Annotated in this window: 13 protein-coding genes; 10 read left to right on the forward strand and 3 right to left on the reverse strand. The window is 58.1% G+C overall.

The genetic code is table 11. From position 1 onward, the window contains the following. Positions 1 to 96: 96 nt before the first annotated feature. From ettA to ald, 4 genes are all read left to right on the forward strand, one after another. Positions 97 to 1,767 (forward strand): energy-dependent translational throttle protein EttA, encoded by a 1,671-nt coding sequence (gene ettA, locus HMPREF1257_RS00385; RefSeq protein WP_023023623.1) that lies wholly within the window; start codon positions 97 to 99, stop codon positions 1,765 to 1,767. An 11-nt stretch (positions 1,768 to 1,778) separates the two neighbouring features. Continuing rightward, positions 1,779 to 2,192: a thioesterase family protein gene (locus tag HMPREF1257_RS00390; RefSeq protein ID WP_034659036.1), complete on the forward strand. Its 414-nt coding sequence runs from the start codon at positions 1,779 to 1,781 to the stop codon at positions 2,190 to 2,192. A gap of 42 nt (positions 2,193 to 2,234) precedes the next feature. Further along, the gene (locus tag HMPREF1257_RS00395; protein ID WP_023023619.1) at positions 2,235 to 2,873 is read left to right on the forward strand and encodes a hypothetical protein; all 639 of its coding nucleotides are present in this window, start codon (positions 2,235 to 2,237) and stop codon (positions 2,871 to 2,873) included. Between the two features lie 257 nt (positions 2,874 to 3,130). Continuing rightward, entirely contained in the window at positions 3,131 to 4,222 is a 1,092-nt protein-coding gene (ald, locus tag HMPREF1257_RS00400; protein ID WP_023023617.1) for an alanine dehydrogenase, read from the forward strand. A gap of 133 nt (positions 4,223 to 4,355) precedes the next feature. On the opposite strand, the gene HMPREF1257_RS00405 is transcribed toward ald, so the two are convergent. Continuing rightward, positions 4,356 to 4,739, reverse strand: coding sequence for a globin (locus tag HMPREF1257_RS00405; protein WP_005277863.1), 384 nt, complete (start codon positions 4,737 to 4,739; stop codon positions 4,356 to 4,358). Then, positions 4,740 to 5,744, reverse strand: a complete 1,005-nt coding sequence (locus tag HMPREF1257_RS00410; RefSeq protein WP_034659037.1) for a mechanosensitive ion channel family protein — start codon at positions 5,742 to 5,744, stop codon at positions 4,740 to 4,742. Positions 5,745 to 5,898: 154 nt separating this feature from the next. On the opposite strand from HMPREF1257_RS00410, the gene HMPREF1257_RS00415 reads away from it, so the two are divergent. Then, positions 5,899 to 7,056: a cystathionine gamma-synthase gene (locus HMPREF1257_RS00415; RefSeq protein WP_034658136.1), complete on the forward strand. Its 1,158-nt coding sequence runs from the start codon at positions 5,899 to 5,901 to the stop codon at positions 7,054 to 7,056. Between the two features lie 21 nt (positions 7,057 to 7,077). Here the strand turns inward: HMPREF1257_RS00415 and HMPREF1257_RS00420 are convergent, their stop codons facing one another. Further along, the gene (locus HMPREF1257_RS00420; RefSeq protein WP_023023610.1) at positions 7,078 to 8,949 is read right to left on the reverse strand and encodes an FAD/NAD(P)-binding protein; all 1,872 of its coding nucleotides are present in this window, start codon (positions 8,947 to 8,949) and stop codon (positions 7,078 to 7,080) included. Positions 8,950 to 9,152: 203 nt separating this feature from the next. Here HMPREF1257_RS00420 and HMPREF1257_RS00425 point away from each other — a divergent pair, with 203 nt between their 5' ends. The 5 genes from HMPREF1257_RS00425 to HMPREF1257_RS00445 are packed head-to-tail and all read left to right on the forward strand — an operon-like array spanning position 9,153 to position 15,542. After that, entirely contained in the window at positions 9,153 to 10,808 is a 1,656-nt protein-coding gene (locus tag HMPREF1257_RS00425) for a TIGR04028 family ABC transporter substrate-binding protein (RefSeq protein ID WP_023023608.1), read from the forward strand. Between the two features lie 3 nt (positions 10,809 to 10,811). Beyond that, positions 10,812 to 11,843, forward strand: coding sequence for an ABC transporter permease (locus tag HMPREF1257_RS00430; RefSeq protein ID WP_023023606.1), 1,032 nt, complete (start codon positions 10,812 to 10,814; stop codon positions 11,841 to 11,843). Further along, positions 11,840 to 12,652 carry an ABC transporter permease gene (locus HMPREF1257_RS00435; protein WP_023023604.1) on the forward strand — a complete coding sequence of 271 codons (813 nt, stop codon included), beginning with the start codon at positions 11,840 to 11,842 and terminating at the stop codon, positions 12,650 to 12,652. Before HMPREF1257_RS00430 ends, HMPREF1257_RS00435 begins: the two co-directional genes overlap by 4 nt. Further along, entirely contained in the window at positions 12,652 to 14,256 is a 1,605-nt protein-coding gene (locus HMPREF1257_RS00440) for an ABC transporter ATP-binding protein (protein ID WP_023023602.1), read from the forward strand. Before HMPREF1257_RS00435 ends, HMPREF1257_RS00440 begins: the two co-directional genes overlap by 1 nt. 59 nt (positions 14,257 to 14,315) lie before the next feature. Next, positions 14,316 to 15,542, forward strand: coding sequence for an alkylhydroperoxidase domain protein (locus HMPREF1257_RS00445; RefSeq protein ID WP_023023599.1), 1,227 nt, complete (start codon positions 14,316 to 14,318; stop codon positions 15,540 to 15,542). Positions 15,543 to 15,551: the final 9 nt, after the last annotated feature.

Genomic DNA, 15,551 nt, shown 5'->3' on the forward strand with positions numbered 1-15,551 from the left:
CCTCGGGTTCGCCCGACCCGAGGCACCTAGGCACGCATTCTGATGTAGTGTTTGTGTAGATAAATACGTCTCCCAAATTTTTGCAAAGGGGTAAAAGTGGGCGAATTCATCTACACGATGAAAAACGTGCGCAAGGCAATTGGCGATAAGGTCATCCTTGATGATGTCACGATGGCGTTCTACCCGGGCGCCAAGATTGGTGTGGTCGGCCCCAATGGTGCCGGTAAGTCCTCCATTCTGAAGATCATGGCCGGCTTGGATCAGTCCTCCAATGGTGAGGCATTCCTCGACCCAGGCGCAACCGTGGGCATCCTGCAGCAGGAGCCGCCGCTGAATGAAGAAAAGACCGTGCGCGGCAACGTCGAGGAGGGCCTTGGCGATATCTTTGAAAAGAAGCAGCGCTTCGAGGAAATCGCCGAAGAAATGGCGACCAATTACAGCGATGAGCTCATGGCAGAAATGGGCAAGCTGCAAGAGGACTTGGATGCCGCCGATGCATGGGAGGTTGATTCCAAGATCGAGCAGGCAATGGAGGCATTGCGCTGCCCGCCTTCCGATGCCCCAGTGACCAACCTTTCCGGTGGTGAGCGCCGCCGCGTGGCCCTGGCCAAGCTCCTGTTGACGGAGCCTGACCTGCTGCTTTTGGACGAGCCCACCAACCACCTGGACGCCGAGTCCGTGGAGTGGCTGGAAAAGCACTTGGCGGATTACCCAGGTGCCGTCCTGGCCGTCACCCACGACCGCTACTTCTTGGACCACGTGGCGGGCTGGATCTGCGAGGTGGACCGCGGCAAGCTGTACCCGTACGAGGGAAACTACTCCACCTACCTGGATAAGAAGCAAGAGCGCCTTCAGGTTGCTGGTAAGAAGGACGCCAAGCTGCGCAAGCGCTTGAAGGACGAGCTGGAATGGGTACGCTCCGGTGCCAAGGCTCGCCAGGCCAAGAACAAGGCGCGTTTGGAGCGCTACGAAGAGATGGCTGCGGAGGCGGAGAAGTACAAGAAGTTGGACTTCGAGGAAATTCAGATTCCTACCCCGCCGCGCTTGGGCAACAAGGTCGTCGAGGCGAAGAACCTGGTCAAGGGTTTCGACGATCGCACCCTGATCAAGGATTTGTCCTTCACCCTGCCGCGCAACGGTATCGTCGGCGTTATCGGCCCGAACGGTGTGGGTAAGACCACGCTGTTTAAGACCATCGTCGGTTTGGAAGAACCGGATGATGGCTCCGTTGAAGTCGGCGAGACCGTCAAGCTGTCCTACGTGGACCAGAACCGCGAGAATATCGACCCAGAAGCTACCGTGTGGGAAGTTGTCTCCGGCGGGCTGGATTATATTCACGTTGGCCAAAACGAGATGCCATCGCGCGCATACCTGTCCGCGTTCGGATTCAAGGGCCCGGATCAGCAAAAGCCGTCGAAGGTGCTCTCCGGTGGTGAGCGCAACCGCCTGAACTTGGCGCTGACCTTGAAAGAGGGCGGCAACCTTATCCTTCTTGACGAGCCCACCAACGACTTGGACGTCGAAACCCTGGGTTCGCTAGAAAACGCTTTGGAGAAATTCCCTGGCTGCGCCGTTGTTATTTCCCACGACCGCTGGTTCTTGGACCGCACCTGTACCCACATTCTGGCGTGGGAAGGCAACGTTGCCGAGGGGCAATGGTTCTGGTTTGAAGGTAACTTTGGGGACTACGAGAAGAACAAGGTGGAGCGTCTGGGAGAAGACGCTGCCCGTCCTTCTCGCGTAACTCACCGCAAGCTCACCCGATAATCCTGAGGAGAATGATGGCGACCGATAACGCGCATACCCACCAAGTGCCCACCCGCTGGGGCGATTTCGATATGTATGGCCACATGATGAACGCCAACTATATCGAAGTTGCCCAGGAGGCACGCTTGGCTTTTGCCAAGGAGAATATCTATGCCAAGGGCATCGATTTTATGGCCTTGGTGCGCCATCTGGACGTGGACTATATGCGGCCCATTCCTTTTGAGGGCAACGCCCACGTCATCGTGGAAACCTCCGTTTCCCAGATCGGTTCGTCATCCTTTACCACGTCCCAGCAGGTCAAGACTGCCGCTGGGGAAGTAGCGGCCACGGTGAACTGCGTGCAGGTAGTCATTGACAAGAAGAAGCACACCCCGCGCCCGCTTACGGATGAGGAAAAGGATATTCTGCAGATGAGCGCCTCCTAAATGGCGCACTAGGCACATAAAGAAAGGTAGGGCCCGTTAGCCATGGTCACCGAGTCGCTTGAAGTTCGCAGCGGAGGACCTGGCTTACGGGCCCTTCTTGCGCGCGCAGTCGGGGTAGAGGCGAATGCGTCGGTGCGTCTGCGCCAGCTTGCCGATGACGTCGTTGACGCTTTCGTCACCACCCCCTTCGAGGTCGTCGCCTCCCGTCGCGTTCAGGGGATAGTCTCTCGCGATGGGGCAGTGGTGTCCGCCGAGACGCTGGAGCAACAGCTCGCGAAAAACGATGGCACCGGCGTTATGGAACTCGGCCCATCCCGCGATGCGTCGTGGCCGGGCGCATTGCCCCCGGCGACCGGCTTTAGCGTGGTGGATACCCTGCCGGTGACGGTAGTTCGCGAACTCTCGGACCAAGGGCAGAAGCTGGCCCGGGAGTTTTCTGGGCCCATGGGCCCGCCACCCAGCTTGCTTAATCAGACCGTGGTCACGGTTGAGGGTAACGGCCAAACGGTGGAAATTCCGATGCGGATGATCTTCGCCTGCACCAACCTGGGCCTAATCCCGGGGTGTTCTGCCTCCATGGATATTCCGCGACACCTGCGAGTATCGAGCCTTGGCCGGTGGGTGCGCCTTGATGCACCGTTCGGCAGCATTTACCGTTCCACGCGGCTATCCGTGCTGTAAAACTCCCCGAATCTGGTATTCCGTCACCCAAAACGGACAGTGATTAATACCTATAACCCAATAGTCGGGGGTAGTGGGTATCCCCGGTGCGCGCATTTTTAACCCTATATACTGCGGTATCTGGGAAAACGGGATTTTAGCTTCCACCCCCGTTCGTGAAATACGCACAAACTTATATTCTCCTTCTCATTCTGCGTTAACCTGACAGCGTGAAGTAAATTTTCGCCTCTGTAACCAACACATGAAGGAGAACCTCCGTGCGCATTTCTGTACCCAAAGAAATCATGAATAATGAAAGCCGCGTTGCCCTCACCCCAACCGAGGTGCGGACTTTGGTTACTGATGGGCACGAGCTTTTCATCGAATCGGGCGCAGGCGTAGGCGCGTCCTTCCCCGATGAGGAGTACGTAGAGGCAGGGGCCACCATCGTCGATTCTGCGGACGAGACGTGGGCTAAGGCCGAGCTACTGCTGAAGGTAAAGGAGCCGCTCGAGTCCGAGTACCAGTACCTGCGCTCGGATCTCACCGTCTTTACTTACCTGCACTTGGCAGCGGATCGCCCGCTGACGGAGGCGCTGACGGAATCGAAGACGACCTCGATTGCCTATGAAACCGTTACGGACCGCCGCGGCACCCTGCCGCTTTTGACCCCCATGTCCCAGGTTGCCGGGCGCTTGGCCGTCATCGAGGGCTCGCACCACCTTTTGTCCACCCAGGGCGGCCGCGGCCTCTTGGTTTCTGGCATCCCGGGCACCCAGCCTGCGCGCGTGGTGGTCATCGGCGGCGGCCAGGTAGGTGCGTCCGCCGTGGCCATGGCGCACGGTCTGCGCGCAGAAGTCTCGGTCCTGGACGTGGATCCACACGTCCTGCAGCGCTTTGATGACCAGTACGCCGGCGGCGTGCGTACCCTGATCTCTGACCCATCCACTCTGGATAAGGAGCTGGAGGAGGCCGATCTCGTCATTGGCGCCGTCCTGATTCCAGGCGCTGCGGCACCGAAGCTGGTGCGCGAGGAGACCGTGAAGAAGATGAAGGAGGGTGCGGTGCTTGTCGATGTCGCCATCGACCAGGGCGGCTGCTTCGAGAACTCGCGCAAGACCTCCCATGACGAACCGACCTTCAAGGTGCACGACACCCTCTTCTACTGCGTGGCCAATATGCCCGGTGCGGTGGCCAATACTTCGGCCCGCGCCTTGGCCTCGGCGACGCTGCCGTATGTCCGCGCGGTGGCCAACGACAACCTGGATGCCGCGATCGAGCGCTTCCCAGGTTTTCGCTCCGGCGTGATGACCCGCGGGGGCAAGCTGGTATCTGAGCCGGTACGCCAGGCTTTCGACTGGAAAGACTAAGCATCCGGCAGTACTAACCCGGCGCTAGCGCACAGTAAAAGAGGCCCGCGCACTTACCTAATGTGGAAGTGCGCGGGCCTCTTCGTGCAGCTTGTAACGCCTTGCACAGGCAGCGCTACAAAAAGTTGAAAAGTTAAGGAGCTCTATTGATGAGCATGGCGGCGACGCGCTGCATGTGGTCCCAAATCATGGTGCGATATGCCGGCGGGATGGTGTCTTCCTCGATGCTATCGAGGGATTTTCCCATCAGCTCGAGCCAGCGATCGTGGGCTTCCATATCGATGGGGAAGGTTGCGTGCCGCATGCGCAGGCGCGGGTGGCCGCGGTTTTCGGAGAAGTGTTGGGGACCGCCCCAGTACTGAATCAGGAACCAGGTAAGGCGCTGTTCCGCGCCTTCCCAATCCTGATCCGGGTACATGGGGCCAATTACGTCGTCTTCTTTGACTTGGTCATAAAAGCCATGTACGAGGCGTTCAAAGGTAGGGGTGCCACCGATGGCTTCATAGACGGAATTCATTTAGGCATCGTCTCCCTTGTGCGGATTGGCAATGCCGATGCCGTGTGGATACGGGGTGGTAATGCCCTCTGCGTGCATGACATTGAGGACGCGGGACTGGACAAAGCGCTGGACGTCCCACTGGCGGCCCGGCAGCGTCTTGGTGGACACGCGGAAGGAGACATAGTCCGGCTCGAACTTGGACATGCCGTCGATGCGCGGGGTGCTGAGCACCATCTTGCGGATCTTTTCGTCCTTGACGGCATCCTTGACGGCCTTGTCGATGACCTCGCCGGCAACCTCTGGGTCATTGGATAGCCCGACAGGGATTTGGATGCGGGCAACGGAGTACTCATCGGAGTGGTTAGCCACCTGCAGGATTTCGCCGTTGCGGACGTACCACAGGGCACCGTCGATATCGCGGACGGTGGTAATGCGCAGGGAAATGGACTCGACGTCACCGAAGACGCCGTTGCCCAGGTCAATGACATCGCCAATGCCGTATTGATCCTCAATGAGCATGAAAATACCGGAGAGGAAGTCTCGGACCAGTTCCTGTGCACCGAAGCCGAGGGCGACACCGATAACACCGGCTGAGGCGATCAGCGGGGCGACGTTGACTTCCAACTCGTCCAGGATGGCAATGCCGGCAGAAACCCAGACCACGATGGCGACCGCCGAGCGCCCTACGCCGGCGAGGGTCTTAATGCGCGAGGCGCGGCGCGCCTCCCTGGTTTCTCGCAGGGTGTCATCCGGTTGGCCGTCCTCCGCAGACCTGCTGCGGCTGCGGCTGGGCTTTTTGAGGGTGGAAGCCTTAATGCTGTTTTTCGCCAGCCGGTTGATGAGGTGGCGCAGCGCCCAGTGCGCAATGAAGGCCAAAATGATAATGAGGCCGATGCGAATAGGCCGCTCGATAAGCCAAAGCTGAACGTTCTCGTCGTTCCAGAAGCTCGATACGGACTCGACTGCATCGTCTTTTTTCTCTGCAGCGCCCTGAGCCATGGTAAATAAGTTCGTACTCATCATTCTTTCTTGATCGTGGACACAAGCTAACCGCACCCATTCTAGAGAAGAATCCTGAAATCTCACTGACAGCGCAGAATTCGCAGCGCGCGTGGAACCGAATATAAATTGCCGAATGGCCGGTGTGGATGAACCGCTTAGTCTACGATTGGGAGGCATGACTGAACACAGCGCGCATAACTTGGCAAAAGGATTTTCATCCCGATCCATTCACGCTGGATATCACCCGGATCCGCACATGGGATCCATCAACGTGCCGATCTACGCCTCGACTACGTTCGCCCAGGATGGCCTCGCGCAGCTGCGCGGCGGCTTCGAATACGGGCGCGTGGCCAACCCGACGGTTCGCTCCCTCGAAAAGACCTTGGCCGCGCTGGAGGGCGCGGATTACGCGCGCGTCTTTGCCACTGGTATGGCAGCCGCCGATACGATGGTGCGCATCTTGGTGCGCCCCGGTGACCACGTCATCTTGGGCAATGACTCCTACGGCGGTTCCTACCGCCTGCTTAATGATTTCACGGAGTGGGGCGTGGAGATGTCCATTATCAATACCTGCGATGTCGATGCCGTCGCCGCCGCGGTAAAGGACAATACCAAGCTCATCTGGCTGGAAACCCCGACCAATCCGGCGCTGAATATCACCGATATTGCGGCGGTGGCCAAGGTCAAGGGCAATGCGCAGGTGCTGGTGGATAATACCTTCGCCACGCCGTACCTGCAGAACCCGCTCGCACTCGGCGCGGACCACGTTCTGCACTCCACTACGAAGTACTTGGGTGGGCATTCCGATGTCCTCGGTGGCGCCGTAGTTACCAATGACCCCGAGGTGGATGAGCAGCTGCTGTACTTCCAGGGCAACGTGGGCGCGGTCGCCTCGCCCTTCGATGCCTACCTGACCGCGCGTGGTATTAAGACCCTCGGCGTGCGCATGGACCGCCACTGCGCCAATGCGCAAAAGGTGGCGGAATTCTTACAGGCCCGCCCAGAGGTCAAACAGGTGCGCTACCCGGGATTGGCAGAGCACCCTGGCCACGAACTGGCGGCGCAGCAGATGCGCGGGTTCGGCGGCATGATGTCCGTGCGCTTCCATGACCCAGAGCACGCCAAGCAGATTTGTTTGAATACGCGCCTTATCTGCCTGGCGGAATCGCTGGGTGGGGTGGAATCGCTCATCGAGCACCCGCAGAACATGACCCACGTTTCGGCCGAAGGATCGGAACTGGTGCCGCCGGAAGACATGGTGCGCATCTCTATCGGCATCGAGGACATCGATGACCTGCTGGCGGATCTACAGCAGGCCCTCGACGCCCTTTAAAACGCGCTCTAAAACGCGTGCTTAGTGGCCGCCGGCAACCTTGAGCAGGGAACCGGCGGTCTTATCGGTTTCCTGCAGCATGAGTGGATCCGTGCCTGGCATGGGGGAAATCGTTGTATCCGGCCACTGCGCATAGGTGGGAATGCCGACGATATGCAGTCGTTCATCCAGGCTGCCATCCGGATGGACGGTGCGCCGCGTGGCACCATCGGTTTCGGGGGAGCCGGTGTCCTGCCCATGATCAGCAAACGGGCGCACCCGGTCACTCTCGACCAATCCGCGGGTGAGCGGATCGCCGGCGACGCGGATATCGGGCTTGTGCATAAAGGCATCGACAAGCGTGGGCGCCGATGCCGAACGCGGGCCAGAGGTCAGGGTGAAATGGTCTGACTCGATAGCGAGGGTGGGGTGATCGCCGAGGAAGTGGACCAGGTGGGCATCGACAAGCGCGAGCAGCTGGCGCACGCGGAACAGCGGAGGGCCTGAGCCCACCATCTGCCCAAAGGACATGAACTGCGCGTAGCGGCCTGTGCGGGACTCGCGGGTATAGCGGCCTTCCGCGCCCAGGATGGAGGCGGGCTTGCGCGACTGGGACAGCGACCACAGCGCGGCCTTCATTGGCGAATCGTGGCCGGCGGCCGCCTCCTGGATATCGTCCGCCAGGGAATCCGCAATGTGGGAGGTCAACGCCGAAATATCGCCGGTAAATCCAGCAACTTGGTACATGAGGTCTGTCATATCCCACGGCTGGGTGACCAAGGGAGCGAGGGCGGTGCCCAGATCATCTGGCGCGGTGGCATCGATGACCGCGAGGATCTCTTCCCGCGGGCGAAGCAGCGCCGCCGGATCCACCCGTTCCAGCGCGGTTATATACGCCTCGTAGCTATCGCGTGCGATGGCGGGCCAAACCTGGGCGTCAAAGTCGATGTCCTCGGCGCCCTGGAGCTTCCCGATGACCCCATGCAACCGCCGCCGCGGCATCGTGGGCGGCAGCTCGTTGTACTCGGACTTGGGGTGGAAGGGATAACCGCGGCCGGAGGCGACGATGAAGTGTGGTTCCTTCCCGCTCGCTTCGTAGCGCAGGCCAGAGCGAGTGGTGGCATCCTCGACGAATTTGCCACCGCGTTCGATGGTGGTTAGCGCCATGATGTCATAAAAGCCCATGCCCAGCCCCCGCACCAACACGTCTTCACCGGCGGGAATGGCGCCATAGTCTTGTTCCACGGGGTTGCCCGGTGCGATCCAGCGCAGCCCGGATTCCGCCAAGCGCTGCTCCTCATCATTAAAGCGCGGCGCCATCCAGCCATAGGCTAGGACCGTGGCATCGGCGTGCACCTGCGAGCCATCGTCTAGGTGCAGGATATCGGCTGAGCCATCCGTGGTGATGGTCTCCACGCGGTGGTGGTGGCTCACCGTAGAAATACTCTCGGGCAAGCGGGCTACCACCACGTCATAGGCCCAGCGCAGGTACTCGCCGTATAAAGCGCGCGTGGGGTTGGACTCCGGGCGGGTAGCGGCCAGCTCCGCGCGGTACTCAGTGGCAACATGCGGGGCCGGAGGGTGCTGGGCAAAAAGCTCGCGCTTGGCAGGAGCTACCTTATTACCCTCGCCGCGCAGCAGCTGGATCCACTCGTATTGCGTCGGCCCCTCGAGCACCGGGGCGTTCACCGTCGCGCCGGGCTCGGTAAAAAGCGTGACGGCGCCCGCGCGCGTATTCATGCACAGGGTCTTGGTTTGGTCAGTTTCCCAGACGCGGCCGGCGCCGTGCTGGGCCTCGTCGATGAGGTGAACGGTGACGGGGGAGCTGGAATCATCCATGCGGGCGGTGAGGCGTTCCAAGATGGAGATGCCACGCGGGCCCATGCCGACGATCGCGATTGCAGGAGTAGCCATAACTCCTATCGTGCCACACCGCCCTCCTGGACAGTTTTATTGGACTCCCTTGTTTTAGATGAATAGACCAAGATGTCTGTCGTAAAATTAGTAAACCACAATGAGTGCTGGATAGAGGGTAGACCATGCGGTCTTGTGTTTGTGGCGACGGTGTGTTCTAATGGGCTGGTCCAACTTCAACCTTTAAGGAATTGACCTCCCTTATGAAGTCTCTACATCGGCTTTTAAAGCCTCTCGCCGCGGTGGTTGCTAGCACCGCGCTTGTTCTAACGCTAAGTTCGTGCGCGAATACTACCCACGCGGCCGAAAATGGCATGGTGACCTATGCCGAGCCGAATATGTTCAATAACCTCTATCCACCGGCGGGCGGCTATTATCCCAACGGCGGCGTGCTCAATAACATCGCGGACCGCCTCCTCTGGCAGGACCCAGAAACCTTGGAGCTTCACCCATGGATTGCGGAGGACCTGCCTGACACCAATGCGGATGACACGGAATTTACGTTCCATATTCGTAAAGGCGTGACCTATTCCGATGGTTCCGTGCTGGATGCAGCAAACGTGAAAAAGAATTATGACCTGTATGCCAAGGGTGATGATTCCCGCATGCTGACCCCGTCGGAGCAGCTTCCCAATTACGTGAAATCCGAGGTCATTGATGACTACACGGTGAAGTTTTACTTCAGCGAGCCGTCCCCAGGTTTCCCGCAATCCACGTCCGTAATGAACCAGGCCCTGTTGTCTAATGACACCTTGGACTTGGATGACACGGGCTTTTCACCTGGCCACGCAACCGATATTTCTGGTTCGGGGCCCTTTGTTATTGAGGAAGAGGATATGGGCACCAAGCTGGTGCTAAAGGCGCGCAAGGACTATGACTGGGCGCCTCCCGCCCGGAAAGACCACCAAGGCCCTGCGGAAATTGAGGGCATCAATGTGGTGCTGGCGGCCGAAGATTCCGTGCGCGTGGGGTCCCTCGTGGCTCATCAATCCGATATCGCCCGTCAGATCGAAGCCCCCGATGAGAAGCACTTGAAAGATAAGAACCTTCAGGTCCTGGCTGCCCCAACCCGGGGTGTGAATAATAGCTACCACTTCCACTTCCGGCACCCGCTGCTTGCTGATAAGCGCGTACGCCAAGCACTGATTCACGCCATCGATCGTGATAATATCCTGAGCACTTTGTATTCGGATTCTTATTCGAAGGGTTCGTCCATCCTCGCTCGCACCGCCGTAGGCTTTAAGGATCAATCCGAAAATTATGCCTTTGACCCGGATAAATCCCGACGCCTACTCGATGAAGCCGGCTGGATTCCAGGCGAGGATGGCATTCGCGTGAAAGATGGCGAGCGGCTTTCTCTGACGTTTAATGAATCCGTTCCGCAGCCTCGTTCGCGTGAGATGTTTACCAAGGTCCAAGAGATGCTGAAAAACATCGGGGTTGAAGCAAACCTCTATCCGGGAGACCGGACTGCACAGGATAAAGCCATGAAGGACCAGGATTCCGTACAGGTGCGCCATTCCATGGTTGGGCGCGCCAACGTGGATACCTTGGCCACCTGGATCAATGGCAAAGGTCGCAATTCCTTCCTCAATTATGACGAAGGAACCGATTCCTTCGGTGATCCCAAGTTGCAGGACATGGTGGAGGAGTATTTCTCTTTAAAGAGCGAAAAAGAACGCCTCGAAATGAGCGGCCGGATGCAGGATTACCTTTCGGAGCAGGCCTATATTCTGCCGCTCTTTGAGGAACCACAAGTTTATGGCTTCCAGCCCTATGTGGAGGGCTTTACCACCGAAGCCATCGGTCGCCCTTCCTTTTATGCGGTGAAGATCAATGCGGAAGAAGGGCAGGAATAAGACATGAGTCCAACATCGATTGTGTTGCGAATAGGCCAAGCCATTGTGGTCATCTGGGCCACGTTTACCGTGGCATTTATCCTGCTTACCGCGCTTCCCGGAGATGCCGTTGCCTCCCGCTACGACAATCCCAACTTGGGTCTTACCCCTGAGCAGCTAGCCACCATTCGAGAGGTTTACGGGGCCGATGAGCCGCTAGTTAACCGTTATATGAATGCTCTAGGCGGGTTTATCACCGGTGATTTCGGCTTTTCCGTGGCCACCGGTACGCCCGTGGCAGACATGCTTGCTGATGCCCTGCCGTCTACCCTCGCCCTTGCGCTGCTTGCCTTCCTATTTGGGGTGGTTCTGGCCTTTGTCATTGCCATCGCCGCTACCTTTGGCCCGCTCGCGTGGTTGCGCGGATTCTTTCGCGGCCTGCCTTCCGTATTGGTTTCGGCCCCAACGTTTTGGGTAGGCATCATCTTGATCCAAGTATTCTCCTTCGCGCTGGGGTGGGTCCCAGTCATCGGTGCTTCTACAGCGCAGGGGCTGGTCCTACCGGTGATTACCTTGGGGCTTTTCGTCTCCGCGCCGCTGGCCCAGGTGCTCATGCGGTCTATCGATGAGGTGATGGATATGTCATTTGTACAGGTAGTACGCGCAAAGGGGGCAAGCGAAGCTTGGCTGTTATGGCGCAACGTCCTGCGCAATGCCATCCTGCCGGCGCTTACCATGGCTGGTCTAACCTTCGGCGAGCTAGTGGGCGGTTCCGTGGTGACGGAGGCCGTCTTCGCGCGCCACGGTATCGGTGCGCTGACCGTGGACGCTGTAGCAAATCGCGATACCTCGGTGCTACTCGCCATCGTGGTGCTGGCGGCAACCGTATTTGTCCTCATCAACCTTGTAGTGGATTTGCTTTACCCAGTTCTCGATGTTCGCCTGCGTGACCGGGATAAGGGTAGTGCCACTTCCGCCGCAACGTCGCATGCCACTCACCACGTCGGGGTGCAACGCGCGGACCGTAAAGCGGATGAAAAGAAGGCTCAAGCATGAATCTTAAGACGAAGAAACTCCTGATCTCTCCCGGCTCCGTAATTTCCGTGGTGATATTAGCTTTCGCTGTTGTATGCGCGCTATTTCCGCATCTTTTTGCCTCCCAGGATCCAAACCAGGGCGGCGATACACAGGCACTATTGGCTCCCAGCTCGCAACACTGGTTCGGTACCGATGCTGTAGGACGCGATCTTTATACTCGCGTCATCTACGGCGCACGCCAATCCTTGCTGGGTGCCCTCATTGCGGTGCTCTTCGGTCTCACCGTAGGCACGCTGCTTGGCATTATTGCCGGCGTACAGAAAGGCTGGGTGGATGCGGTCATTATGCGCGTTGTGGATGTGCTCCTATCCATTCCGGGCCTCCTGCTATCGCTATCTGTCATCATTGTTTTGGGGCATGGCACCTTTAACGCCGCTATTGCTGTCGGTATTACTTCTGTTGCCACTTTTGCCCGCTTGGCCCGCTCGCAGGTATTAAGCGTTGCCGAATCAGACTTTGTGGAGGCTGCCTACGGCTCGGGTGGCACTCCTTTCCAAGTGCTTACCCGTCATATTTTGCCTAACTCCTTGACCGCAGTTTTTGCAGTCGCTGCATTGCAATTTGGTCTGGCAATTTTGCAGCTGGCCACCCTGGGATTTTTGGGTTATGGTACTCCGCCACCTACGCCGGAATGGGGACTATTGATTTCGGAATCGCGTGACTATATCGCCACTGCCGGCTGGCTAACCTTGGCCCCCGGCGCCGTCATTGTTGCCGTTGTACTTGCGGCTAATCACTTAAGCCAGACACTGCGAAAGGCTGCCTAATGTCTCTTCTAAGCGTAAAAGATCTGTCCATTACTTATCGCACAGACAAAGGCGAGTTTCAGGCCGCTAGCGGCATTAACCTTGAAGTAAACGCTGGTGAAATGACCGCCATTGTCGGTGAATCTGGTTCCGGTAAGTCCACCTCCGCAATGGCAGCCATCGGTCTGTTGCCGGAAAATGCCTCCATCGTATCCGGTTCTATTTTTTTCGATGGCCGCGATGTCACGCAATATTCGCAGAAACAATGGCGTGAATTGCGTGGTCGACGCATCGCTTTGATCCCGCAGGATCCCAATAATTCCCTGAATCCCCTAAAAACCATCGGTGCCGCGGTGGAAGAAGGCATGGCCGTGCGTTCGCAGGGCTCTAAGCACTCTCGCCGGCAGCGCGCGGTGGAGCTCTTGGAACGCGTCGGCATTGATGATCCTGAGCGCCGCTACGGCCAGTACCCCCATGAACTTTCCGGAGGCATGAAGCAGCGCGCGTTGATTGCCGCGGCCGTAGCATTGGAACCGGAACTTATCATTGCAGACGAGCCCACCTCGGCGCTCGATGTCACCGTGCAGAAGATCATTCTGGATTTGCTAGATGATATGCGCGATGAACTAACTATGGGCATATTGTTTATTACCCACGATCTTGCCGTGGCCGGGGATCGCGCTAACTCCATCGTGGTGATGGAAAAGGGCCATGTGCGCGAGTCTGGAGTGGCCGCCAATGTGTTAACCGCGCCCCAGCATGAGTACTCAAAGCGCCTGCTTGCCGATGCCCCCTCATTATCCACTCCCACCCTTACTCGCCGCACCGCAACCGAAGGGGCCACGCCTTTATTGGAAGTGGAAGGGGTGAGCAAACGGTTCGGGGATTTTAATGCCGTGCGCGATATAAGTTTTACGGTTGCGCGAGGCACTACCCACGCCCTTGTAGGCGAGTCAGGTTCAGGTAAAACCACCACCGGTCGTGCCATTTCCCTTTTTTCTCGGCCCACCGAAGGAACCATTCGGCTCTCGGGTGAGGAATTGACGGATGTGAAGGGAAAGCGCCTGCGGGAACTGCGGCAAAAGATTCAACTGGTGTACCAAAACCCATTTAGTTCGCTCGATCCGCGTCTGAGTATTGGGGAAACGATCGCTGAGCCGGTCCGGAACTTCACGCGAGCTTCGCGGCGCGATGCTAATAAAAAGGCACAGAAGTTCTTGGATTTGGTTGCTCTTGATTCGGCGATGGCAGGCCGCAAGCCGAAGGAACTATCCGGCGGGCAGCGACAACGCGTAGCTATCGCCCGTGCGATGATCGTCGAGCCGGAGCTGGTAGTGCTCGATGAGGCCGTCTCGGCGCTTGACGTTACCGTGCAAGCGCAGATCCTTCGTCTGCTGGATGAACTGCAACAAGAACTAGATTTGACGTATATCTTTATTTCGCACGATTTGGCCGTGGTCAATCAGATTTCGGATACGGTATCTGTCTTGTCCCATGGGCAGCAGGTGGAATCGGGCCGCACCGCAGAGGTCTTTGCGCATCCGGAAACGGCCTATACCCGTGAACTTATCGCGGCCATTCCCGGCTCACGCTACCGCGCGGGCGACCTAAACTTAGGGCTGTAGTCCAAGTCCAACTAAGCCCCTCCATTCGCTTTAATCATATCGATAGAAAGGTGACACCGATGGTAGATATTATCAACGAATTCTCCGGTGCTTCCCAAGAAGTACAGCGCCTGCGCACAGCACGCCCGCAAGCCCAAGACAATGCCCAGTTAAGTTTTACTGCGTTGCTCGAACCGGAAGACCCTGGCACCTTTTCTTATGCCGAACGCTACGCGATTGCTGCCTTTACCGCGGCCATCAATCATGCGCCCGCGGCGGAATTCTATTTCGACCTACTCAGCGATGAAGCAAGCGAGCCCCTTGTAGCCGCAGTTCGCGCCGCGGCCCGACGCGGGGCATCGACGGGGCCGTACCAAGACGCGGATTTTCTCGTCTTTGGCGAAAACGCTGCTGGGGAAGCCAAAGACTCCGAAGGAGCATTAGGGAAGCGCTTATCCGCTGCGTGTGACTGGGCGCATCTCTTGACTTTCCACCCCAAGGACGCGTCCCCTCAGGCACTTGGTCATCTCGATGCCGCTGGGTGGTCTGCCACCGATATCGTGAGCCTTTCCCAGCTCGTATCTTTCCTCGCATTTCAACTCCGCGTAGCTCACGGGTTGAGCGTGCTTTCGGGGCAGGTTCCCACTGTCTCGGAAGCGCGCCGTGCTACCGGCGGAGTCCAGCCTGACTGGGAGGCGACCGAGAATACTCTTCAGCCCGACGGGGTTATCCCAGATCATTTTGTTAATCACTCACTCGGTTGGCTGCCGTGGGTGGCGCCACTTCCCAAAGAGGACTTCACCCCGGCGCATATGGATGCGCTCATTAAGCCCGAGCGCATTGACTCCGAGTACTTCCGCGTTCTCGCCCGAGATCCCGCCGCCCTGAAGGCGCGTACCCTGACGGACTTGGATATTTTCTACAACACTGAGGGAGGACTATCACGCGCGGATAGGGAACTAGCCGCTACCGTTGTTTCGCGTTTCAATGGGTGCGTTTACTGCGCATCCGTGCACCAGGCGCGGTGCGTGAAAGAAGGCGGGGAGAGGGAAATCGTGGATCGCCTACTTGCAGAGGGCATCACGGCGGATCTCGGTTCTCTAGAATGGGATCTTATTCGCCGCGCTGCTCTGGTGCTGACGTCATCGCCGATAAGCTTTGACGCTAAACTCTGCGCTGAGCTGCGCGATTCCGGATTCGACGATCAGTCCATCGTGGATATCATTTATGCATCCTCCTTTTTCAACTGGGCTAATCGCCTTATGCTCACCTTGGGCCAGGCCAATGTTCCGGAGCGTTATCGGTAGGTAGAGGAC

This window comes from Corynebacterium sp. KPL1814, assembly GCF_000478175.1.
Taxonomy (GTDB): Bacteria; Actinomycetota; Actinomycetes; order Mycobacteriales; family Mycobacteriaceae; genus Corynebacterium.